At 67.7% G+C, this 22706-nt stretch carries 20 protein-coding genes; 17 read left to right on the forward strand and 3 right to left on the reverse strand.

The window, feature by feature from the left end; all coding sequences use genetic code 11:
* Positions 1-2: 2 nt before the first annotated feature.
* The 17 genes from JN22_RS06115 (at position 3) to JN22_RS06195 (ending at position 16606) form a co-directional block, all read left to right on the forward strand.
* Positions 3-914: an enoyl-CoA hydratase gene (locus tag JN22_RS06115; RefSeq protein ID WP_085553060.1), complete on the forward strand. Its 912-nt coding sequence runs from the start codon at positions 3-5 to the stop codon at positions 912-914.
* Positions 915-917: 3 nt separating this feature from the next.
* On the forward strand, positions 918-2030 hold the full coding sequence (locus JN22_RS06120; protein ID WP_085553061.1) for an NAD(P)H-dependent flavin oxidoreductase: 1113 nt from the start codon (positions 918-920) through the stop codon (positions 2028-2030).
* Positions 2014-2766, forward strand: a complete 753-nt coding sequence (locus JN22_RS06125) for an enoyl-CoA hydratase family protein (protein WP_085553062.1) — start codon at positions 2014-2016, stop codon at positions 2764-2766. Before JN22_RS06120 ends, JN22_RS06125 begins: the two co-directional genes overlap by 17 nt.
* 9 nt (positions 2767-2775) lie before the next feature.
* On the forward strand, positions 2776-3936 hold the full coding sequence (locus JN22_RS06130) for an acyl-CoA dehydrogenase family protein (protein WP_085553063.1): 1161 nt from the start codon (positions 2776-2778) through the stop codon (positions 3934-3936).
* Positions 3937-3947: 11 nt separating this feature from the next.
* Positions 3948-5003 (forward strand): acyl-CoA dehydrogenase family protein, encoded by a 1056-nt coding sequence (locus JN22_RS06135; RefSeq protein WP_085553064.1) that lies wholly within the window; start codon positions 3948-3950, stop codon positions 5001-5003.
* Positions 4996-6147: an acetyl-CoA C-acetyltransferase gene (locus JN22_RS06140; protein ID WP_085553065.1), complete on the forward strand. Its 1152-nt coding sequence runs from the start codon at positions 4996-4998 to the stop codon at positions 6145-6147. The genes JN22_RS06135 and JN22_RS06140 overlap by 8 nt, the downstream gene beginning before the upstream one ends.
* Positions 6148-6151: 4 nt before the next feature.
* Complete coding sequence (locus JN22_RS06145) at positions 6152-6853, forward strand: gamma carbonic anhydrase family protein (RefSeq protein ID WP_085553066.1); 702 nt, start codon at positions 6152-6154, stop codon at positions 6851-6853.
* On the forward strand, positions 6850-7764 hold the full coding sequence (locus tag JN22_RS06150; protein ID WP_211099580.1) for an SDR family oxidoreductase: 915 nt from the start codon (positions 6850-6852) through the stop codon (positions 7762-7764). Before JN22_RS06145 ends, JN22_RS06150 begins: the two co-directional genes overlap by 4 nt.
* Before the next feature lie 13 nt (positions 7765-7777).
* The gene (locus JN22_RS06155; RefSeq protein ID WP_085553068.1) at positions 7778-8944 is read left to right on the forward strand and encodes an acyl-CoA dehydrogenase family protein; all 1167 of its coding nucleotides are present in this window, start codon (positions 7778-7780) and stop codon (positions 8942-8944) included.
* On the forward strand, positions 8941-9729 hold the full coding sequence (locus JN22_RS06160) for an SDR family oxidoreductase (protein ID WP_085553069.1): 789 nt from the start codon (positions 8941-8943) through the stop codon (positions 9727-9729). Before JN22_RS06155 ends, JN22_RS06160 begins: the two co-directional genes overlap by 4 nt.
* 2 nt (positions 9730-9731) lie before the next feature.
* Positions 9732-10199: a MaoC family dehydratase gene (locus tag JN22_RS06165; RefSeq protein ID WP_085553070.1), complete on the forward strand. Its 468-nt coding sequence runs from the start codon at positions 9732-9734 to the stop codon at positions 10197-10199.
* 11 nt (positions 10200-10210) lie between these two features.
* Positions 10211-11413 (forward strand): acetyl-CoA C-acyltransferase, encoded by a 1203-nt coding sequence (locus JN22_RS06170; RefSeq protein ID WP_085553071.1) that lies wholly within the window; start codon positions 10211-10213, stop codon positions 11411-11413.
* Positions 11414-11421: 8 nt separating this feature from the next.
* Positions 11422-12594: an acyl-CoA dehydrogenase family protein gene (locus JN22_RS06175; RefSeq protein ID WP_085553072.1), complete on the forward strand. Its 1173-nt coding sequence runs from the start codon at positions 11422-11424 to the stop codon at positions 12592-12594.
* A complete protein-coding gene (locus tag JN22_RS06180; RefSeq protein WP_223677594.1) occupies positions 12591-14222 on the forward strand; it encodes a FadD3 family acyl-CoA ligase in 1632 nt (543 codons plus the stop codon). The genes JN22_RS06175 and JN22_RS06180 overlap by 4 nt, the downstream gene beginning before the upstream one ends.
* A 7-nt stretch (positions 14223-14229) precedes the next feature.
* Complete coding sequence (locus JN22_RS06185) at positions 14230-14661, forward strand: nuclear transport factor 2 family protein (protein ID WP_085553073.1); 432 nt, start codon at positions 14230-14232, stop codon at positions 14659-14661.
* A gap of 198 nt (positions 14662-14859) precedes the next feature.
* Positions 14860-15261, forward strand: a complete 402-nt coding sequence (locus JN22_RS06190; protein WP_085553074.1) for a VOC family protein — start codon at positions 14860-14862, stop codon at positions 15259-15261.
* 112 nt (positions 15262-15373) lie between these two features.
* Positions 15374-16606, forward strand: a complete 1233-nt coding sequence (locus JN22_RS06195; protein WP_085553075.1) for an NADH:flavin oxidoreductase — start codon at positions 15374-15376, stop codon at positions 16604-16606.
* 124 nt (positions 16607-16730) lie between these two features.
* Here the strand turns inward: JN22_RS06195 and JN22_RS06200 are convergent, their stop codons facing one another.
* The 3 genes from JN22_RS06200 to JN22_RS06210 are packed head-to-tail and all read right to left on the reverse strand — an operon-like array spanning position 16731 to position 21786.
* Positions 16731-19805 (reverse strand): multidrug efflux RND transporter permease subunit, encoded by a 3075-nt coding sequence (locus tag JN22_RS06200; protein WP_085553076.1) that lies wholly within the window; start codon positions 19803-19805, stop codon positions 16731-16733.
* Between the two features lie 10 nt (positions 19806-19815).
* The gene (locus tag JN22_RS06205; protein WP_223677595.1) at positions 19816-21060 is read right to left on the reverse strand and encodes an efflux RND transporter periplasmic adaptor subunit; all 1245 of its coding nucleotides are present in this window, start codon (positions 21058-21060) and stop codon (positions 19816-19818) included.
* 6 nt (positions 21061-21066) lie between these two features.
* Positions 21067-21786, reverse strand: a complete 720-nt coding sequence (locus tag JN22_RS06210; protein ID WP_085553077.1) for a TetR/AcrR family transcriptional regulator — start codon at positions 21784-21786, stop codon at positions 21067-21069.
* Positions 21787-22706: the final 920 nt, after the last annotated feature.

Consider the following 22706-nt stretch of genomic DNA (forward strand, 5'->3'; position numbering starts at 1 on the left):
CGATGAACGATCTCGTCGAACCCAGGAACGCGCAACCGGATTACGTGCCGCCGGTCTACGAGACGGACAGCCCGGTCCGTTATGAAACCGAGGGACCGGTCGCCTGGATCATCATGGACCGGCCGCGCTTCAACAACGCCCAGAACTCCCAGATGACCTACGCCCTCGACGCCGCCTTCAAGCGCGCCGTCGACGACGACGCGATCCGGGTCATCGTTCTGAAGGGCGAAGGCAAGCATTTCTCGGCCGGGCATGACATCGGCACGCCGGGCCGGGACCTGCACGGCTCCTTCGACCGCAAGCTGCTCTACCCCGACCACACCAACAAGCCGGCGGCGGAGCTGCTCTACACCCGCGAGCAGGAGGTCTATCTCGGCATGTGCCGGCGCTGGCGCGACGTGCCGAAGCCGACCATCGCCATGGTGCAAGGCGCCTGCGTGGCCGGCGGGTTGATGCTGGCCTGGGTCTGCGACCTCATCATCGCCTCGGATGACGCCTTTTTCCAGGATCCGGTCGGCCGGATGGGCATTCCGGGGGTCGAGTATTTTGCCCATGGCTTCGAACTGCCGCCGCGCGTCGCCAAGGAATTCATCCTGCTCGGCGAGCGGATGCCGGCCCGGCGGGCCCATGATTTCGGCATGGTCAACCGCCTCGTCGCCCGCGACCGGCTGGAGGAGGAAACCCGCGCGGTCGCGGCCGAGCTGGCCTCCCGCCCACGGCTGGGCAACTGGCTGACCAAGCAGGCGCTCAACCATGTCGAGGATCTGCGCGGCAAGCGGACGGCGATGGACGCCGCCTTCCACATGCACCATTTCGCCCACGCCCAGAATGATCTGACCTCCGTCAACAGCCTGGGCGGTCTCGATGCCCGGTCGATGGCGTCCGCCAACAAGTCCCAGGCCGGGGAGAGCTAGCGGATGCCCCGCGATCCCCTCCACACGATCCTGGTCGAACGGCTGGGCTGCCGATACCCGATCATCCAGACCGCGATGGGCTGGGTCGCGGAGCCGCCGCTGGTCGCCGCATCCTGCGAGGCCGGGGCCTTCGGCTTCCTCGGCGCCGCCGTGATGGCCCCGGCCGAGGCCGCGATCAAGATCGCCAAGCTGCGCTGCCTGACCGACAAACCGTTCGGCGTGAATTTCCACATGTTTCAGCCCGGTGCGTCGGAGATCGTCGACACCATCATCGCCAACAAGGACCAGATCCGCGCCGTCAGCTTCGGCCGGGGCCCGGATGCCCGGATGATCGGCCGCTTCCGCGACGCCGGCATCCTCTGCGTGCCGACGGTCGGTGCGGTCAAGCACGCCCAGAAGATGGCGCAGCTCGGCGTCGACATGGTCAACGTCCAGGGTGGCGAGGGTGGCGGCCACACCGGATCGGTTCCCACCACGGTCCTGCTGCCGCAGGTGCTCGACAGCGTGACGATACCGGTGATCGCGTCGGGCGGCTTCGCCGATGGGCGCGGTCTGGCCGCCGCTCTGGCCTTTGGCGCCGTCGGCATCGCCATGGGAACCCGCTTCCTGCTGACCGCTGAAAGCCCGGTGCCGATGGCCAGCAAGGAGCGCTACCTGAAGGCCACCACCGACGGAATTCTGCTGACGACCAAACTGGACGGCATTCCCCAGCGCATGGTGCGCACGCCGTTGCTGGACAGGATCGAACGATCGGGCCGAATCGGCATGTGGCTGCGCGCCGTCGAATGCGGCCTGTCCATGAAGCGCCAGACCGGTGCCGGCTGGAGCGAACTGTACCGTTCGGTGAAGGGCATGACCGCCCACGGCGGTCTGAGCCTGCAACAAGCCATGATGGCGGCCAGCGCCCCGATGCTGATCCAGAAAGCGGTGGTGGAGGGCAGGCCCGACGAAGGCGTGATGGCCACCGGCGTCGTCGGTGGGCGCATCACCGAAATCCCGACCTGCCGTGAACTGGTCGAGCGCATCGTCGCCGAGGCGCGCGATCGGCTGGCCGCCCTGCAATCATCCGACACGACCCTCTCGGCGACAGGGAAGATCCATGCCAATCACCATTGAACTCCGGGGCCGCGTCGCGGAGATCCTGTTCGACTGCCCGCCCGTGAACGCGTTCGACACCGGCGGCTGGGAACGGATACCCGGCCTGGTCAACATCGCCGGAGCGGACGAGCAGGTCCGCTGCGTCCTGATCCGGGCCGAGGGCAAAGGCTTCTGCGGCGGCGTCGACATCAAGGAGATGCAGGCCCATCCGGAGCGCATCGTCAAGCTGAACCGCGACAATTACCTGACCTTCCAGGCGATCCGCCAATGCCCGGTGCCGGTGGTCTCGGCCCTGCACGGCTTCGTCATCGGCGGCGGCGTCAACATCGCCGGCGCGTCCGACGCGCTGATCGCCGCCGAGGGGGCCTATTTCTCGCTCCCCGAAATCGACCGTGGCGCGATGGGCGGTGCCGCCTTCCTGTCGCGCATGCTGCCCGTCCACAAGGTGCGCGCCGCCTTCTTCACCGGCGGCCGCGTGACCGTGGAGGAAGCGCACCGCATCGGTTCGGTGGAAAAGGTCGTGCCGCGCGAGCGGTTGCTGGAGGAAGCCCGCGCCTTCTGCAACGTCATCGCCGCCAAGAGCCGCACCGCGCTGGTGCTGGCCAAGCAGGCGCTGAACGGGCTGGAGGCGACCGATCCCTGCCACGGCTACCGGTTCGAACAGGGCTTCACCCTCGAAATGTACATGCACGAGGACAGCCAGAAGGCGCGCGACGCCTTCGTCCACAACAAGGGCCAAGCGGCAAGCTTCTAGGAGCCAGCGGTGAATCTGACCTACACGCCCGAACAGCAGGCTTTTCGCACGGAGATCCGTGATTGGCTCGCCCGCCATGTGCCGGACCGGCCCCTCCCCTCCTTCGACGCCACCCGCGAGGGCTTCGAGGCTCACCGCGCCTGGGAACGCACCCTCGCCGAAGGCCGTTGGGGCATGGTCACCTGGCCACGGGATTACGGCGGCCGCGGCGTCGATCTGATCCAATGGCTGATCTTCGAGGAGGAGTATTACCGCTCCGGAGCGCCCGGCCGGGTGAACCAGAACGGCATCTTCCTGCTCGGCCCGACGCTGATGGAGTTCGGGACGCCCGAGCAGAAGGCGCGCTTCCTGCCGGCCATGGCCTCGGGCGACGAGATCTGGGCGCAGGCGTGGTCGGAACCGCAGGCCGGCAGCGATCTGGCGGGCGTGCGCGCCACCGCCGTGCGCGATGGCGACGCGTATGTCCTCAACGGATTGAAGACGTGGTCGTCCCGCGCCGCCTTCGCCGACTGGGCCTTCGGCCTGTTCCGCACCGAGCCGGGCAGCCAGCGCCACAAGGGGCTGACGCTGATCCTCTTCCCGCTGAACGCGCCGGGCGTCACGGTCAAGCCCATCGCCCGCATCGACGGCAAGGTCGGTTTCGCCGAGGTCTTCCTCGACAACGTCCGCGTTCCCGCCGACCAGCGCCTGGGCGACGACGGCCAGGGTTGGCACATCTGCATGGTCACCGCGGGGTTCGAGCGTGGTCTGATGCTGCGCAGCCCGGCCCGCTATCAGGTCGCCGCCGCCCGGCTGGTCGAGCTGTTCAAACGGCAGGGCGACCCGGCCGACACGGCGACGCGCGCCGCCGTCGCCCGTGCCTGGATGGACGCGGAGGCCTACGCCCTCTCCATCTACGCGACCACGAGCCGTATCCTGGCCGGTCAGCCCATCGGACCGGAAACCAGCACCAACAAGATTTTCTGGTCGGAAATGGACGTGGCGCTGAACCGTGTCGCGCTGTCGATCCTGGGGGCGCGGGCCGAGCTGATGCCCGACCCGACCGACCCTCACACCGGCGGCGACTGGCTGGACGACTACATCTTCTCGCTCGCCGGGCCGATCTACGCCGGCTCCAACGAGATCCAGCGCAACATCATCGCCGAGCGGATGCTCGGCCTGCCGCGCTGAGGAACAGGCCGATGAACTTCACCTTCACCGACGAACAGAAGATGCTGGCGGATGTCGTCGCCAAGCTGATGGACGACCATTGCCCGCCGTCGGCCCTGCGCCGCCTGATGGAAACCGGCGCCACCCGCGAGGAGGATCGCTGGGCCGCCATCGCCGACACCGGCCTGATCCCCGTCCTGCTGCCGGCGGACCAGGACGGCCTGGGCCTCGGGGCGCTCGACTTCGCGATCATCGCCGAAGCCTGCGGCCGCGCCGCCCTGCCGGAGCCCCTGGTCGAGCACGCCGGCGTCGCCCTGCCGCTGCTGGCCGCCGCCGCGCCCGAACACCCGCTGCTGGCCGAAGCCATCACCGGGGCCGTCACGCTGGCGGTGGGCCACCCGATCAACCCGTTGGTGGCCGACGCCGACACGGCGGCGGCGCTGCTGCTGGTCCATGACGGCGCGCTGCATCTGGTCGGACGCGACGCCGTCGCCCTGACCCGCAGGACCAGCATCGACCCGTTCCGCCGGCTGTTCGAGGTCGCCTGGACGCCCTCGCCCGCCACCCGCATCGCCGACGCCGAAACGGCGGCGCCGCTGCTGGCCGACGCGCTCGACCGTGGCGCCCTGTTCGCCGCCGCCCAGTGCCTCGGCATCGCCCAGCGCTGCGTCGATCTGGCGGTCGATTACGCCAAGGACCGCACGCAGTTCGGCAAGCCGATCGCTTCCTACCAAGCGGTCAAGCATCTGCTCGCCAACGTCCAGGTCAAGATCGAGTTCGCCCGCCCGGTCCTTCACGCCGCCGCCGCGCGCTTCGATTCCCGCGACGTCCGGTCGAGGGCCGTGATTTCCCACGCCAAGCTGGTTGCGGCGGAGGCCGCCGACCTCGGTGCCCGCACCGCCGTGCAGGTCCATGGCGCCATGGGCTATTCGTGGGAGGTGGACGTGCATTTCTTCCTGAAGCGCGCCCTGGCGCTGACCTTCGCCTGGGGCGACCCGGCCTTCCACACCGCCCGCGTCGAACACCGCATCCTGACCCGGCCGCTGGGTCCCGACCAAACCTTCCTGCACGAGAGCGACCATGCCTGAAGCCTACATCATCGACGCGGTCCGCACGCCGATCGGCCGCAAGAAGGGCTCGCTTGCCGACATGCACCCGGCCGATCTCGGCGCCCATGCGATCAAGGCGCTCATGGACCGGACCGGGGTCGATCCGGCGGCGGTCGACGACGTGGTGTTCGGTTGCACCGAAACCATCGGCAGCCAGGCCGGCGACATCGCCCGCACCTGCTGGCTGGTCGCCGGTCTGCCCGACCATGTTCCCGGCGTCACCATCGACCGGCAATGCGGCTCGTCCCAACAGGCGGTGCATTTCGCGGCACAGGGCGTGATGAGCGGCACGCAGGATCTGGTGGTCGCCGGCGGCGTGCAGAATCTGAACATGATCCCCATCTCGGCCGCCATGATCGTCGGCCAGCACTACGGCATCCCCGATCCCTTCTCGACCTCCCCCGGCTGGCGCGCGCGCTATGGCGACCAGGAGGTCGGGCAGTTCCGCTCCGCCCAGATGATCGCCGAGAAGTGGGGTATCTCGCGGGACGACATGGAGGCGTTCGCCTTCGACAGCCACCGCAAGGCTCTGGCCGCCATCGACGGTGGCCGTTTCAAGGCCGAGATCGCCCCGGTCGGCGACTTCGCCGACGACGAGACGCCGCGCCGCGACACGTCCGTCGCGAAGATGGCCACCCTCAAGCCGCTGGTCGAGGGCGGCACCATCACCGCCGGCGTGTCGAGCCAGAACGCCGACGCCTCCGCCGCCCTGCTGATCGCCTCGGAGCGGGCGGTGAGGGGCCACGGCCTGACGCCGCGCGCCCGCATCCATCACATGACCGTGCGCGGCGCCGATCCGGTGTGGATGCTGACCGCGCCGATCCCGGCCACCCGCCACGCGCTGGAGAGAAGCGGCCTGAGGCTGGAGGACATCGACCTGTTCGAATGCAACGAGGCCTTCGCCAGCATCCCCCTTGCCTGGATCAAGGATCTCGGCATCGATCCGGCCAAGGTCAACGTCAACGGCGGCGGCATCGCGCTCGGCCATCCGCTGGGCGCCACCGGTGCCCGCCTGATGACCACGATGCTGAACGAGCTGGAGAAGCGCCGGGGCCGCTACGCCCTCCAGACCATGTGCGAAGGCGGCGGACAGGCCAACGTCACCATCATCGAGCGCCTGTGATCCCATGCCGACCTACAGCTATCAGGGCATCGTTCCCGTCGTCGATCCGACCAGCTTCGTGCATCCGGCGGCGACGCTGATCGGCGACGTGATCGTCGGACCCGGCTGCTACCTCGGTCCGGGCGCCTCGTTGCGGGGCGATTTCGGCCGCATCGTGGTCGAGGGCGCCAGCAGCGTGCAGGACAACTGCACGATCCACACCTCGTCGGGCAACGATTGTCTCGTCGGGCTGGGGGCGACGGTCGGGCATGGCGCCGTCCTGCACGGCTGCCGCGTCGGCCGTCACACGCTGATCGGCATCAACGCGGTCGTGCTCGACAACGCCGAGATCGGCGAGGATTGCCTCGTCGCCGCGCTGTCGCTGGTGCGGCCCGACGCGGTGTTTCCCGACCGGAGCCTGATCGCCGGCAACCCGGCGCGGCTTCTCAGGACGCTCGCGCCCGAACAGATCACGTGGCGCAATGACGGGGCGCGCAACGACGGGGGGCGCAACGACGGGACGCGCAACGGTGGCGAGAGCGAATACCAGCGTCTCGCCCGCGAATCCTTTACCGACATGGTCGAATGCCGGCCGCTCGCCGCGATGGAGCCGGACCGCCCGCGCATCCGCGCCAACGCCATCGCCGTCCGCCTGCGCGGCGACACGGCCAGGGAGCGCGAGCGGCGCACCGCGACCGCCAGACAGTCAGAGAACGGGGAAGAATGATGCCGCAGATGTGTGAGGGGCGGGTTGTCATCGTAACGGGTGCCGGCAACGGGCTTGGCCGTGCCTACGCGCTGGATCTCGCCGCCGAGGGGGCCTGCGTGGTGGTCAACGATCTGGGCGTCGGCACCCACGGCGAAAGCGGCGCCACCAAGGGCGCCGCCGAGAAGGTGGTCGACGAGATCCGCGCGGCCGGCGGCCGGGCGGTGGCGAACACCGACGACGTCACCGATTGGGAGGCCGGACGCCGCATCGTGCAATGCGCCTTGGACAGCTTTGGCGGGCTGGACGCCGTGGTCAACAACGCCGGCTTCGTGCGCGACCGCATGTTCGTCTCCTGCACGCCGGACGAATGGGACGCCGTGCTGCGGGTTCATCTGCGCGGGCATTTCTGCACCAGCCGCCACGCGGTCGACCATTGGCGCGCCCGGCAGAAGGCCGGAAGCCCGGTCGACGCGCGGATCATCAACACCAGCTCGGGCGCCGGCCTCCAGGGCAGCGTCGGGCAGAGCGCCTATTCCACCGCCAAGGCCGGCATCGCCGCCCTGACCCTGGTGCAGGCGGCCGAACTGGCCCGCTACGGCATCACCGCCAACGCGCTTGCGCCCAACGCCCGGACCCGCATGACCGAAACCGCCTTCGCCGCCGAGATGAGCCGGCAGGAGGAGGGCTTCGACATCTACGCGCCGGAAAACACAGCACCGCTGGTCTCCTGGCTGTGCAGCGCCCAATCGGCCGAGGTGACCGGTCAGGTGTTCGAATTGAAGGGCGGTCGCATCCGGTTGTCGCAGGGCTGGACCGACAGCCCCGAGATCGACAAGAAGGCCCGCTGGTCGGCCGCCGAGCTTGGTCCGATCGTGCGGCGCCTGCTGGACGCGCGCGCGCCCGCCAAGCCGGTCTACGGCACGGCCTGAGGGGATGGCGAGCATGCATTTCGCCCTGACCGACGACCAGCGCGCCATCCAGGAAAGCGTCCGGTCCTTTCTCGCCAAGACCGCCGGATTGGAACGCCTGCGCGCGGCCATCGCCTCGCCCGAGGGCTGGGACGCCGACCTGTGGACGTCCCTGGCGGTGGAGATGGGCTACGCCGGCCTGATGGTGCCGGAGGCCTATGGCGGCAGCGGTGTGGGTGCCGTCGCCATGGCGCTGGTGCTGGAGGAAACCGGAGGCCGGCTGACCGTCGCCCCCTTCTTCGAAACCGCCGTGCTCGCCGTCCAGACGATCCTGAACGCCGGCACCCCGCGGCAGAAGGAGGCTCTCCTGCCCGCCATTGCCGATGGCACCACCAAGGCGACGATGGCCATCACCGGGCTGGAGGGCAGGCCCTCGCCCGACGGCATCACCGCCCTGCTCACCCGCGACGGCAACGGCTGGCTCCTGAACGGAGAGGCCGGCTTCGTCCCCTTCGCCCATGTGGCCGACCTGCTGCTGGTCGTGGCCCGCGCGCCGGAAACGGCGAACGGCGCCGGCATCAGCCTCCTTGCCCTGCCCGCCGAAAGCGCCGGTGTCGTCATCGAACGCCAGCCGCCATTGGATCTGACCCGGCCATTTTGCCGCGTTCGCTTCCAGAACGTGACGGTGTCCGACGACCTCGTCCTGGGCGAGGCGGGCAAAGCCGGTCCATCGCTTGAACGGGCGCTGACCATCGGCGCCGGATTGCTGGCGGCGGAACAGACCGGCGGAGCCGCCTTCTGCCTGGCGACCACGGTCGAGTACGCCCAGCAACGGGTGCAGTTCGGCCGCAAGATCGGCTCCTTCCAGGCGGTGAAGCACACGCTGGCCGACATGATGGTGGCCGTGGAAGCCGCCCGCTCGGCCGCTTTGTACGCGGCGGCGGCCATCGATCAGGGCACGCCCGAGTTGATCGAGGCTTGCTCGGTCGCGAAAAGCTGGTGTTCCGACGCCTACCGCCTCTGCGCCGGCGAGGCGATCCAGCTTCATGGCGGCATCGGCTTCACCTGGGAACACCACGCCCACCTCTATTTCAAACGCGCCTGGTCGAGTTCGACCTGGCTGGGCGATCCCGCGCACCACCGCGAGCGGGTCGCCCGCCTGATCGGCCTGACCGGCGCCAGCGAAGGATCAACGCCATGAGCACTCCCCTCCCCTCCCCCCATTACCCGCCGGCCCGCGACCTGCTGCGCGACAAGTCGGTCGTCATCACCGCCGCCGCCGGCACCGGCATCGGGTTCGCCGTGGCGAAGCGCGCGGCCGAAGAGGGCGCGCGTCTGCTGATCAGCGATTTCCACGAACGGCGCTTGGGCGAGGCCGCCGACCGGCTGGAAGCCGAGACCGGCCGGCGCCCCGCCACCGTCGTCTGCGACGTGACCAGGGAAAGCGACGTCCAGAGCCTGCGCGACGCGGCGGAGGCCGCCTTCGGCGGCGTCGACGTGCTGGTGAACAACGCCGGTCTGGGCGGGCAGGCGTCGGTCGTCGACATGACCGACGAGCAGTGGAGCCGCGTTCTCGACGTCACGCTGACCAGCGTCTTCCGGATGTCGCGCGCCTTCCTGCCCGGCATGTACGCGCGCCGGTCGGGCATCATCGTCAACAACGCCTCGGTGCTGGGGTGGCGCGCCCAGGCGGAGCAGGCGCACTACGCCGCCGCCAAGGCCGGCGTGATGGCCTTCACCCGCTGCGCCGCCATCGAGGCGGCGGCCCACAACGTGCGGATCAACGCGGTCGCCCCGTCCATCGCCATGCATCCCTTCCTTGCCAAGGTCACCACGCAGGACGCGCTCGACCGGCTGTCCGCGCAGGAGGCCTTCGGCCGGCCCGCCGAGGTCTGGGAAGTCGCCAACGTGATGGTCTTCCTGGCCTCCGACCTGTCCTCCTACATGACGGGCGAGACGCTCTCCGTGTCGAGCCAGAGGGCCTGACCGTGGCGGTGATCTTCGAGACTCCCCGCAATCTCCTCGGCAAGGAGGGCACCGACCTTGGTGCCAGCGACTGGCTGACGATCGACCAGACCCGCATCGACGGCTTTGCCCACGTCACCGGCGATCACCAATGGATCCATGTCGATCCGGTCCGCGCGAAGGACGGCCCCTTCGGCACGACCATCGCGCACGGCTACCTGACGCTGAGCCTGACGAACCTGTTCCTGCCGCAGATCCTCCGCATCGAACATTTCTCCTCCGGTCTCAACGTCGGGCTCGACCGGCTGCGCTTCGTCGCGCCGGTCCCCGTCGGGTCGCGCGTCCGCGGCCGGGGCGAGATCGTCAAGGTCGAGGAGATCAAGGGCGCCATCCAGTCGGCCATCCAGTCGGTCGTGCGCGTCACCGTGGAGATCGAGGGTCAGGAGAAACCCGCCTGCGTCGCCGACACCGTCTCCCGCTACTTTCCCTGAAGGGCGCCCCCATGCGTGAAGCCGTCATCGTCTCCGTCGCCCGCACCCCCATCGGCAAGGCCTACCGCGGTGCCTACAACGACACCGACGCCGCAGTGCTGTCCGGCCATGTCGTCGCCGAGGCGGTCCGCCGCGCCGACATCGACCCGGCCCGGATCGAGGATCTGATCATCGGTTGCGCCTCGCAGCAGGGCAACCAGAGCTACAACATCGGCCGCCTCACCGTGGCCTCGTCCGGCCTGCCGCAGAGCGTGGCCGGCATGAGCCTGGACCGCCAGTGCGGCTCGGGCCTGATGGCGATCGCGACGGCGGCCAAGCAGATCATCGTCGACGGCATGGACATGGTCGTCGCCGGCGGCGTCGAGAGCATCAGCCTGACCCAGACCAAGCACAAGAGCACCTACCGCGCCCGCTCCCAGTCGGTGCTCGACCACATGCCGCACATGTGGATCCCGATGATCGAGACCGGCGAGGTGGTGGCCGAGCGCTATGGCATCACGCGCGAGGCTCAGGACGAATTCAGCCTCCGCAGCCACCTGCGCACCGCCGCCGCCCAAGCCGCCGGGCGCTTCGACGCCGAACTGGCACCGCTGACCACGCGGAAGACGGTGGTGAACAAGGACACCGGCGAAACCTCCTATCAGGAGGTGACCTTGACGAGCGACGAGGGCGCCCGCGCCGACACGACGCTGGAAGGATTGGCCAAGCTCGCCCCGATCTACAAGGATGGAGCGCTGGTGAAGGAAGGTCGCTTCATCACCGCCGGCAACGCCTCGCAATTGTCCGACGGCGCCGCCGCCCTGCTGCTGATGGAGGCCAGGACCGCAGCCAGGCTCGGCCTGACGCCGCTCGGTGCCTACCGTGGCATCGCGGTTGCCGGCTGCGCGCCCGAGGAGATGGGCATCGGCCCGGTCTTCGCCGTGCCCAAGCTGCTGGCGCGCAACGGCCTGACGACCGATGACATCGGTCTTTGGGAACTGAACGAGGCCTTCGCCTCGCAGGCGCTCCATTGCAAGGACCGCCTGGGCATCGATGACGAACGGCTGAACGTCGATGGGGGTGCCATCGCGGTCGGCCATCCCTTCGGCATGTCCGGCGCCCGGCAGGCCGGCCACATCCTGTTCGAGGGCAAGCGGCGCCGCGAGAAATTCGGTGTCGTCACCATGTGCATCGGCGGCGGCATGGGTGCCGCCGGCCTGTTCGAGATTTTCTGAGGCTCGCCATGGATCTCGCTTTCGCCCCCGAACTGGAGATCTTCCGCGCCGAGGCCGCCGCCTGGCTGGAAGAGCAACTGTCCGGTCCGTTCAAGGATTTGCGCGGCCTGAACAATCACGTCGACCGGATCGACCGGCGCCGCGAATGGGAGCAACGCCTGGGAAGCGCCGGGTGGGGCTGCATCGGCTGGGCACGGCCGTTCGGCGGGCGGGATGCCTCGATCGCCGAGCAGGTCGTCTTCGCCGAGGAGTACGCCCGCGCCCGCGCCCCGGCGCGGATCGGTCACATCGGCGTCGAGCTGGCCGGACCGACGCTGCTGGCGTTCGGCACCGACGATCAGAAGCATCGCTTCCTGCCCGGCATCGCATCGGGCGGCACGATCTGGTGCCAAGGCTATTCCGAGCCGAACGCCGGCTCGGATCTGGCCAATGTCCGCACCAAGGCCCGTCGGGACGGCGACCGCTACATCATTGACGGCCAGAAGATCTGGACGTCGATGGGTGCCATCGCCGACTGGTGCTTCGCCGTGTGCCGGACCGAGCCCGGATCCGTCGGACCGAAGGGACTGTCCTTCCTGCTGGTCGACATGAAGCAGCCCGGCGTGACCGTGCGGCCGATCCGGCAGATGACCGGCGACTCCGAGTTCTGCGAGGTCTTCTTCGATGGTGCGGTCGCCGACGCCCGCGACCGGATCGGCGCCGAGGGCGAAGGCTGGAAGGTCGCCATGGGCCTGCTCGGGTTCGAGCGCGGCGTGTCGACGCTGGCCCAGCAGATGCATTTCCGCAACGAACTGGACGAGGTGATCGGCATCGCCAAGCGCAACGGCAAGGCCGCCGACCCGCTGATCCGCCAGCGCCTCGCCCAGGCGCACATCGGCCTCAAGATCATGCGCTGCAACGCCTTGCGCATGCTGGCCAACGCCGAGACCGGCGGCCCCGGCCCGGAGGCCCACACCTACAAGCTCTACTGGTCGTCCTGGCACCGCGACCTCGGCGAACTGGCCATGGAGGTCATCGGCCCGCAGGCCGAGATCGGTGAGAACGCGGAGCGCTTCCCGGCGCTGACCACCATGTTCCTGATGTCGCGCGCCGACACGATCTACGCCGGCACCAACCAGATCCAACGCAACATCATCGCCGAACGGGCGCTCGGCCTGCCACGGGAGGCGCGCGGCCAGTGACCATCACCGCCCCCCTGCCCTCCACCTTTCCCCCCACCTTGCCCGCCGCCCTGGCGATGGCGGCAACCCGCCTGCCGAACGCTCCGGCCCTGATCGAGCCGGGGCGTCTCTGGAGCTTCGCCGAACTCCAGCGGCAGGTACGGACCGCCGCGTCGGCCTTCCTGGCCCATGGCATCCGCAAGGGCGACGTGATCGCGGTCTGGGCGCCGAACCAGGGCGAATGGATCGTCGCCGCCCTGGGCGCGCAGACCGTGGGCGCCGTGCTCACCCCGCTGAACACCCGGCTGAAGGGCAAGGAAGCCGCCGATATCCTGCGCCGTTCCCGGGCCCGGCTGCTGTTCACCGTCGGGGATTTCCTGGGCACGGATTATCGGGCGTTGTTGGCGGACGCGTTGTTGGCGGACGCGTTGTTGGCGGACCCATTGTTGGCGGACCCATTGTTGGCGGACGGGGCGCTTCCCGACCTCGACCGGACGGTGCTGTTCGACGAGCCCGACGGCTGGACCGCGTTTCTCGCCGCCGGCAAGGGCCCGGACGACCCATCCGTCGATGCCGCTTTGGCGGCGGTCGGGCCCGACGATCCCTCCGACATCCTCTTCACGTCGGGCACGACCGGGTCGCCGAAGGGCGTGGTCAGCTGCCACGGTCAGACCGTGCGGCTGTTCAAGGTGTGGGGACAGATCGTCGACCTGCGCGAGGGTGACCGGTTCCTGATCATCAACCCCTTCTTCCACACCTTCGGCTACAAGGCCGGCTGGCTCGCCTGCCTGCTCGCCGGCGCGACGATCCTTCCGTTGGCGGTGTTCAACACGAACGACGTCGCCCGGCTGATCCGGGACGAGGGCGTCAGCTTTCTGCCGGGCCCTCCGACGATCTTCCAGTCCCTGCTGGCCGAACAGCAGGGCTTGGCCCAAGGCCGGATCGCCCTGCGCGTCGCGGTGACCGGAGCCGCCACGGTGCCGCCGATCCTGGTCGAGCGGATGCAGAAGGAACTCGGTTTCGAGACCGTCGTGACCGGCTACGGCATGACCGAATGCGGCGTGATCGCCATGTGCCGGGTCGGCGATTCCATCGACCGGATCGCCACCACCTGCGGCAAGGCACTGCCGGGTTTGGAACTGCGCTGCATCGACGATCAGGGATTGACGCTGCCCAGCGGTCAGGCCGGCGAGATTCTGGTGCGTGGATTCGGCGTGATGCAAGGGTATCTCGATGATCCGGCGGCGAGCGCCGAGGCGATCGACGACGATGGCTGGCTGCACACCGGCGACATCGGCGTGCTGGACGAGCACGGCTATCTGCGGATCACCGATCGCAAAAAGGACATGTACATCACGGGCGGCTTCAACTGCTACCCGGCCGAGATCGAAAAGCAACTGTGCGAGCATCCGAAAGTCGAAATGGCCGCCGTCGTCGGTTTTCCCGACGAACGGATGGGCGAGGTCGGCAAGGCCTTCCTTGTGCTGCGCCCCGGTCAGACCGCCGACGCCGAGGAAATCATCGCATGGTCCAAGGCCAACATGGCCAATTACAAGGTGCCGCGCGCCATCGAGTTCCTTGACGCTCTTCCGAAGAACGCCGCGGGCAAGGTCATGCGCATGGATTTGAAAAGCAACCGCCAACCATGAGATCCCGATGAACCTTCAGGAGATTCTCGACGAGCGTGAGATTCATCACGGTTTGGCCCGCTTCGCCCGCATCGCCGATGGCCGGGCGTGGGACTCGGTCGGCGACGTGTTCGCCGGCGATCTCACCTTCAATTACGGCACCGGCGAGCAACGGGGTATCGAGGCGCTGCAAACGTTGCTGCGGCGGTTCCTCGATCCCTGCGGTCCCAGCCAGCATCTGATCGGCAGCATTGTTGTGTCGGTCGAGGGCGACCGCGCCGTCAGCCGCGCCTATGTGCAGGCCCGCCACCAGGGCAAGGGCGCCAAGGCCGACCGCTTCTTCGACACCAACGGCGAGTATGTCGACCAATGGGAGCGCCGCTCCGAAGGCTGGCGCATCGTCCGACGCGAGGCGATCTGGGCGATGCATATGGGGGATCCCGGCGTTCTGGCGCCGTGACGATCCTCACCACCCGGATCCTGAAAATTCTCGACACCGGGCTTCATAGCGGCTTGCCACAAAGTCAGTGCTCACTTACAATATTGTTCGCGTCGCCGAAGATTGGCTGACCACTCGAGAAAGCTTGAATTTCCGGTCCCTGCCAACCGGCAGGACGGCATCGGAACGCCAACAATCAAAACTCCACGGGAGAGCATCTTGCAGAGCGTCACCGGCACGAATTACGGGTTCACCAAATTGCTGGTCTGGGACCTGGAGGCGACGGCCAATTTCTACAAGGCCGTCGCCGGCGTCGTCGAACTGGCCCGGGTCGAGGACGAGATCGGCGGACGGAAGATCGCCGAGATCATGTTCAAGCCCACCCACGAAGGGGCCTCCACCTTCGTTCTGCTGAAATTCCTCGACGCGCCGAAACCGACCAACGACGAAGTCATCGTCGGCTTCGTCACCGACAACGCCGATGCCTTCGTCGAACGCGCGGTGGCCGCCGGCGGCACCGTGGTCGATGCGGCCCGCGACATCCCCGCCCATGGCGTGCGGGTCGCCTTCGTCACCGACGTCGAAGGCCACCTGATCGAAGTCGCCCAGCTGCTGGCCTGAGGCGCGGGGGGCGATTCAGGGAACGTGGGGCCTCCCGAAGCCTCCGGCCTCGGGAGAGCGGCGCTTCACCCCACCTCCCGACCCGGCCCGCCAAACCGTGTGAGCCAAGACCATGATCGATGCGTTCTCCCCGGTCACCATAGGGCCGGTCACACTGCCGAACCGTTTCATCCGCTCGGGCGCGAACGAGATGATGACCGCGGATTGCCTGCCCACGAAATCCTTGCTGGAGTTTCACCGCCGTCTCGCAGCCGGCGGGGTCGGCATGACCACCCTGGCCTACATTTCGGTCTCGCCGGATGGTCGGACCTTCACCAACCAGGGCGTCATCAACGACCGCAGCCTGCCGCACTACCGCGCGATCACCGACGCGGTGCATCACGCGGGCGCGCTGGTTTCCGCCCAGATCACCCATGGCGGCAGCTTCGCCCAGCATAGGGAACTCTCCACCCCACGCGCCATGTCGGCCAGCGGCGGTATCGACAAGATCGGGCTGATGATGGGGCGCTTCTTCCAGCGTGCCATGACCCGGACCGACATGGATCAGGTTCGTGACGAGTTCGTCAACGCCGCGCGCCTGTCGGCCGAGGCCGGCTTCGACGCGGTCGAGCTGCACATGGGTCATGGCTATCTGCTGAACCAATTCATCTCACCGCTGTCGAACAGGCGGCGCGACGCTTACGGCGGTTCGGCGGAAGGACGCGCGCGCTTCCCGGCCGAGATTCTCGCCGCCGTCAAGCAGGCGGTCGGCGACCGGGTTGCCGTCATCGCCAAGATCAACCTGTATGACGGCGTCAAGAAGGGCGCAACGGCCGACGATGCCGTGATCACCGCCCGCGCGCTGGAGAAGGCCGGGGCCGACATGCTGGTGCTGTCGGGCGGCCGCAACATCGAGGCTCCCTGGGCAATCTTCTCGAGCCCCCTGCCCCTCGACGATTTCGCAGCGATGAAGCCGGGCTTCGCCTCCATGCTCCAGTTCAAGCTGTTGAAGTTGGCGACCCCGAAATCGGTGCGCTTCTCCGAACTTTATTTCCTGGAAGCCGCCCGTAAGGTCCGCCGGTCGGTGTCATGCAAGCTCGGCTACGTCGGCGGCGTCCTGTCGCTGGAAGCGGCACAGCAGGTTCTGAACGAAGGGTTCGACACGGTGGTGATGGCGCGGTCGTTGGTTCACGACGCCGCGCTGGTGCAGCGCTTCCGGGAAGACCCGGCGCACCGGTCCGGCTGCACCGCCTGCAACCGCTGTGTGGCGGTGATGTACGGCCCTTCGGGAACCCATTGTCCGCTGACCGGAAACATGATCGACGCGCGGCTCAACAGTCTTCCTGCCGGGGCGATGGAACAGTGAAGGCGGTCGCAGCATGACGCCACGACCGCCTCCGAGGATGGGATCCGCGCTTCGCTCCCGTGGCTGCCGCCACATCCGGATCGCGTCAGGCGTCCGGACGTGGCGGGCCATACAAGCCAGCCGGTCAGCCGAGGGAGGCGATCTCCCCGGCGCGCTTGGAGTTTGCGGCGGCGTGGTGGTCCTTGGCGAGGACCGTGTAGACCGCCGGCAGGACGAACAGGGTGAACAGCGTGCCGATCAGCATGCCGGCGACGATCACCAGACCGATGGAGAAGCGGCTGGCCGCACCGGCGCCGGCGGCGGTCAGCAGCGGCACCAGCCCGACCACCATCGCCGCCGTCGTCATCAGGATGGGACGCAGGCGCACGCGGGCGGCGTGCTCGATCGCCGTGCGGCGGTCCACCCCCTCGTTGATCTGCATCTCGCGGGCGAACTCCACCAGCAGGATGCCGTGCTTGCTGATCAGCCCGATCAGGGTGACCAGCCCGACCTGGGTGTAGATGTTCATCGTCGACAGGCCGAAGAACAGCGGCAGCAGCGCCCCGCAGATCGACATCGGCACCGAGATCAGGATCACCAGCGGGTCGCGCAGAGACTCGAACTGCGCCGCCAGCACCAGATAGATGACGATCAGCGCGAAGACGAAGGTCACCATCAACTGGTTGCCCTCGGTCACGTACTGGCGCGATTCCGACAGGTAGGCGTGGTTGAAGCCGGCGGGAAGCTGGGTGCGCGCCTGCTCCTCCAGGAACTCCACCGCCTGGCCGATGGTGACGCCCGGCATCGGCACCGCCGAGAAGGTCGCCGAGGGGAGCTGGTTGTACTTGTTCAGCGCGTTGGGCTCGGTCGCCGTCTCGATCGACACCACGGTCGACAGCGGGATCTGCGCGCCCGAGCCGGTGGTGACGTAGAATTTGGCCAGATCCTCCGGCGTCAGCCGCTGGGCGCGCGGCACCTGCGGGATGACCTCATAGGAGCGGCCGTTCAGGTTGAAGCGGTTGACGTAGTTGCCGCCGACCAGCACCGCCAGCGTGCTGGAGACCGACTGCATGGTCAGGCCGAGGTCGGCCGCCTTGGCGCGGTCGATCTTCAGCCGGATCACCGGGCTGTCGTATTGCAGGTCGCTGTCGGTGACGATGAACATGCCGCTCTTGGTTGCGGCCTCCTTGATGCGCTCCATCGCGTCGAAGATGGTGCGGTAGTCGCCCGAGCTGGAGATCACCATCTGCACCGGCAGGCCGCCGGTGGAGCCGGGCAGCGCCGGCGGCGACACCAGGAAGACGTTGATGCCGGTGACCTTGCTCAGCTCCGCCTGGGCCAGCGGCTGAAGCTCCGAGGCCTTGCGGGTGCGCTCGTCCCACGGCTTGAGGATCATGCCGGCAAAGCCCTGGTTGAGCGTCGGCATGCCGGTCAGCACGAAGCGGGTGTCGGTCTCCGGGAAGGACTTGAAGGTTTCGTCGATCTGCTTGCCGAAGCTGTCGATGTAGTCGAGGTTGGCGTATTGCGGCGCCTTGGAGATGCCGAACAGGATGCCCTGGTCCTCCTCGGGCGCCAGCTCCGACATGGTGTTGGCGAACAGGTAGCCGACCGACAGCAGGATGCCGAAGGCGAACAGCAGCGTCGCCGCCCGGTAGTCGAGCATGCCGTCGAGCCGCCGCACGTACCAGCCGGCCAGCTTGTCGAAGCTGCGGTCGAGGAAGGCGGCGAAGCGGCCCTGGCTGCCGTGGCCGGTCAGGATGACCGAGCACATCATCGGCGACAGCGTCAGCGCCACCACGCCCGACACGATCACCGACGCCGCCAGCGTGAAGGCGAACTCGCGGAACAGCGCGCCGGTCAGCCCGCCGAGGAAGCCGATCGGGGCGTAGACGGCGGCCAGCGTGATGGTCATCGAGATGACCGGCCCGACGATCTCGCGCGCCCCGATGATGGCGGCGACGACGGGTGGCTTGCCTTCCTCCAGATGCCGGTGGACGTTCTCCACCACGACGATGGCGTCGTCGACCACGAGGCCGATGGCGAGCACCATCGCCAGCAGGGTCAGCAGGTTCAGCGAGAAGCCGAGCGCCAGCATGAAGGTGCAGGCGCCGACGATGGAGAGCGGGATCGTCACCACCGGGATCAGCACCGAGCGGAAGGATCCCAGGAACAGGAAGATGACGACGATGACGATGGCGACCGCCTCGACCAGCGTCTTCACCACCTCGTCGATCGAGGATTGGATGAAGCGGGTGCTGTCGTAGACGATCTCCATCACCATGTCGGGCGGCAGGTTGCGCCGCAGCTCCGGCTCCATCTTGCGGATGTCGGCGACGATGTTCAGCGGGTTGCCGGTCGGCGTCGAATCGACGCCGATGAAGATGGCCTGCTGGCCGTTCATCGCCACGCTGGCGTTGAAGCTCTGGGCGCCCAGCTCGACGCTGCCGATGTCGCGCAGGCGCACCAGCGCGCCGTCCTTGGCCTTGACCACCATGTCGCGGAACTGCTCGACGTCGGTCAGCCCGGTGTTGGCGGTGATGTTGGTGATGACGAAGACGCCCTTGGTCTGGCCCGGCGCCGACTGGTAGTTGTTCGCCGTGATCGCCGCCGAGACGTCGGCCGGCGAGATGCCGCGCGCCGCCATCTTCACCGGGTCGAGCCACAGCCGCATGGCGAAGGTCTGGCCGCCGAGGATCTGGGCGCGCGCCACCCCCTCCACCGTCGACAGGTTGGGCTGGACGACGCGGGTCAGGTAGTCGGAGATCGCCGCCCCGGACAGCTCCGGGCTGGAGAAGCCGATGTAGAGGATCGAGGTCGTCTCGCCGGTCGATTTCAGGATGACCGGGTCGTTGGCCTCCCGCGGCAGCTGGTACTTCACCTGCTGCACCTTGGCCATCACGTCGGTCATCGCGACGTTGGGGTCGAAGTTCAGGCGGATGTAGGCGGTGACGACGCTCTGCCCCTGGGTCGAGGAGGAGGTCAGATAGTCGATGCCCTCGGCCGAGGACACCGCCTGCTCGATCGGCGTGGCGATGAAGCCCTGCATCAGGTCGGGCGAGGCGCCGGGGTAGGCGGTGGTGATGGTGATGACGGTGTTCTGGAGCTGCGGGTACTGCCGGATCGGCATTTCCAGCAGCGCCCGCAGGCCGACCAGCAGGATCAGCAGGCTGACCACGACGGACAGCACCGGCCGGCGGATGAAGATGTCGGTGAAGGTCATGACGCCGGCCTCAGTTCTGCGGCAGGGTTTTCGGCGGGGTCAGCGGGTTGCTCTCGGCCGGGACCACGGCGGCGTCGTTGGACAGCTTGAGCTGGCCCGACACCACCACGCGGTCGCCGGGCTTCAGCCCCTCGCGGATCTCCACCTTGTTCTCGGTGCGGTCGCCGACCTTGACCGGCTGGCGCTTGACGGTGAGCTGCTCCTTGCCCTCCGCGTCCTTGCCGTTGACGGCGACGAAGACGCTGTCGCCGTAGACGGTGTAGTCGACCGCCGTCTCCGGGATGGTGAGCGTGTTGGGCTGCGGCGGCAGCACGACGCGGACGTTGGCGAACATGCCGGGCCGCAACGCCCGCCCGCGGTTGTCGAGCGTCGCCTGCACCTTGATGGCGCGGGTGTCGGCGGTGATCTGCGGCTCGATCGTGGTGATGGTCGCCTCGAAATCGCGGCCGGGGTTGGCGTCGGTGTTGATCAGCACCTTCTGGCCGACCGACAGCTTGGTCAGGGTCTGCTCGGGCAGCGAGAAGTTGACGTAGAGCTGCGACAGGTCGGTCAGGGTGACGATGGTCGCCCCGGTGTTGACGTAGTCGCCGACGTTGATCTGGCGGATGCCGAGCTCGCCGTCGAAGGGCGCCTTGATCAGCTTCTGGGCGATCAGCGCCTGGGTGCGCTTCATGTTGGCGTTGGTCTCGTCGAGCTGCGCCTGGTACTGGTCGACGTTGCTCTGCGGCGTCGCCTGGCTGCGGCGCAGGTCGCGGTAGCGTTCCAGGTTCAGCTCGGCCAGCCGCGCCTGGGCGCGCAGCGCCAGCAGGTCGGCCTGCTCGGTGGCGTCGTTGAGCTGGACCAGCGGGTCGCCGGCCTTGACCGTGGCGCCCGACTCGAAGGGGATCTGGACGACGCGGCCGGCGACCTCGGGGGCGACGGTGAGCTGGCGGGCCGCCGCCACCGTGCCGATGGCGGTCAGGTATTTCGGCACCGTCTGCACCGTCGCCTCGGCCAGCGCCACCGGGGTGGGCGGCGGCTTGTTGTTGGCGAAGAAGTCGGAGATCGCCTTCGCCCGGAAGCTGTTGAAGCCGTAGAGGGCGGCGCCCAGCAGGGCCAGGATGATCACGGTGATCACCAGCCGGACGATCAGCCGGCCGCGGGTGACCGGCTTGCGCGGCGGGCCCGGCGGCTGGCCGTGCGGCGTCTGGTGGCCCGGAGCGGCCGCCGGATGGCCGAACGACGTCTCGGTCTTGGGGGGAGGGTCCAGGGTCACGATCGGCTACTCCGGAAAAGCTTGGTGTGGATTTGGCAGAGAATTGGTATCGAAAGGAACATAAGGAAAACGCGAGGCCCCCTCCTGGGCAGCGATAGCCTCGTCGCGCAGGCCGAGGCCGCGCAGGATGAACCAGATGGTCTGGCGGGCCAGCTCCGGCCGGCCGCAGGGATAGGGAACGACCGATTGGCCGGACAGGCAGACCGAAGCCATCATCGTGCAGAGATGGTCGGCCATCCACAGACCATTCTCCGCCCCCACAGGCCCGGCCACGAGGTCCCCGCCAGCAGCCGCTGCATGGACGGCGGCGGTGAAGGTTGGCAGGAAACGTTTGCGCACGCTGTCATAGACGTGGCGCATGAACTCCCCGTCCTCCAGCAGGCTGATCAGGGTCAGGCGGTGGCGCGACCGCTCCTTGGCGTTGGCCGGAACTTCGACCACGAGGTACAACACCAAACCCTGTACCATCTGTACCAACGCGGTGGTGGACGGCGGCAGCGAGAGGAGCCGGGAATATTCCGGATCGTCGTCGATACAGGTCAGGAAGATCGCCTCATAAAGCGAGGTCTTGGTCGGAAAATGCTTGAAGATCAGAGCTTCCGACACACCCGCCGCCTGAGCGATCTCCTTGGTTGTCGTCGCCGCGAACCCCTTCCGCGCGAACAGCGGCAAAGCGGCATCGAGAATGCTCCGTCGGCGAGCAGCGCTATCGAGACGCGGTGCCATGGATGATCCGTCTGAATATTTTTGACCCATATGCCGAGTGAGGCCTCACTCACCTTCCTTGCGGTGTATAATCCAGTTGCGGCACTCTGTCCAACCTCTTCAGCATGAGGCTTCAATGATGGAATGAGAGATAACGCCACGTCGGCATCAGTTTTACGACAGATTTACACGCACGATTTCAAATAATAAGGAAAGCTTATCGCCTTATACATGAATAAATCTCACCCATGCATGCGTGTCATTAGACAAGTTAAACTGTAGTATTTGCGATATATTTTGTTTGTCACTTTAGAAAATGAGTGATTCTAAAACAACTTCGGCACTCTCGGAGTAATGGAGCGAACTTGCGCCTGTCATGGGACTGAACCGAGAGTTTGGCCGGAAGCGTTCATGTTGGACGTGCGAGACTGGGAAAGCGAGCTTTCGGACTGGCTGGAGCTGTTTCTGGAGGTGTTGGACGCGCAGCGCGGCGGCGCTGGGCACCGGTCTACCTGTGCGGAGGCTGTTCGGGCGGACGGAGCGTAAGAGCATCCAGCCGATGGCGGCCGACCTGACGCCGGACGACTACGACCAACTCCACCACTTCATCGCCAGCCGCTTCTGAGACAACGTCGCGCTGGAGACGGTCCTGGCCGCCAAGTCCGATGCCCTGGTCGGCGGCCCGGACGCCATACTCATCATTGACGACGCCGCGCTGCCCAAGAAGGGCGACCGCGTTCCGCGAAGGGCTGAGCAACCGCCACTTGGCCTGGGTGGTCGGCGTGCAAAGCAGCCATTCGGTCTACGGCTTGACTGCGCGGGAAACATGGCCGGCGGCGACCCGCGGACGGCCACGCAAGCGCGGGGTCGCCAGCGAGAAGCCGGGTTGCCGCCCTGGTCTGTGATCGGTGGTCAAGCCGGTGCGGCTCGGCGATGAGTCG

It is taken from the genome of Azospirillum agricola (assembly GCF_020005195.1).
GTDB classification, from domain to species: Bacteria; Pseudomonadota; Alphaproteobacteria; order Azospirillales; family Azospirillaceae; genus Azospirillum; species Azospirillum agricola.

Bases quoted from the DNA above. Each gene is read 5' to 3' on its own strand.
- JN22_RS06135 (WP_085553064.1), top strand. From the start codon at position 3,948: ATGAACTTCACCTTCACCGACGAACAGAAGATGCTGGCGGATGTCGTC.
- JN22_RS06115 (WP_085553060.1), top strand. From the start codon at position 3: ATGAACGATCTCGTCGAACCCAGGAACGCGCAACCGGATTACGTGCCG.
- JN22_RS06120 (WP_085553061.1), top strand. From the start codon at position 918: ATGCCCCGCGATCCCCTCCACACGATCCTGGTCGAACGGCTGGGCTGC.
- JN22_RS06185 (WP_085553073.1), top strand. From the start codon at position 14,230: ATGAACCTTCAGGAGATTCTCGACGAGCGTGAGATTCATCACGGTTTG.
- JN22_RS06140 (WP_085553065.1), top strand. From the start codon at position 4,996: ATGCCTGAAGCCTACATCATCGACGCGGTCCGCACGCCGATCGGCCGC.
- JN22_RS06125 (WP_085553062.1), top strand. From the start codon at position 2,014: ATGCCAATCACCATTGAACTCCGGGGCCGCGTCGCGGAGATCCTGTTC.
- JN22_RS06200 (WP_085553076.1), bottom strand. From the start codon at position 19,805: ATGACCTTCACCGACATCTTCATCCGCCGGCCGGTGCTGTCCGTCGTG.
- JN22_RS06160 (WP_085553069.1), top strand. From the start codon at position 8,941: ATGAGCACTCCCCTCCCCTCCCCCCATTACCCGCCGGCCCGCGACCTG.
- JN22_RS06145 (WP_085553066.1), top strand. From the start codon at position 6,152: ATGCCGACCTACAGCTATCAGGGCATCGTTCCCGTCGTCGATCCGACC.
- JN22_RS06210 (WP_085553077.1), bottom strand. From the start codon at position 21,786: ATGGCACCGCGTCTCGATAGCGCTGCTCGCCGACGGAGCATTCTCGAT.
- JN22_RS06155 (WP_085553068.1), top strand. From the start codon at position 7,778: ATGCATTTCGCCCTGACCGACGACCAGCGCGCCATCCAGGAAAGCGTC.
- JN22_RS06150 (WP_211099580.1), top strand. From the start codon at position 6,850: ATGATGCCGCAGATGTGTGAGGGGCGGGTTGTCATCGTAACGGGTGCC.
- JN22_RS06195 (WP_085553075.1), top strand. From the start codon at position 15,374: ATGATCGATGCGTTCTCCCCGGTCACCATAGGGCCGGTCACACTGCCG.
- JN22_RS06175 (WP_085553072.1), top strand. From the start codon at position 11,422: ATGGATCTCGCTTTCGCCCCCGAACTGGAGATCTTCCGCGCCGAGGCC.
- JN22_RS06170 (WP_085553071.1), top strand. From the start codon at position 10,211: ATGCGTGAAGCCGTCATCGTCTCCGTCGCCCGCACCCCCATCGGCAAG.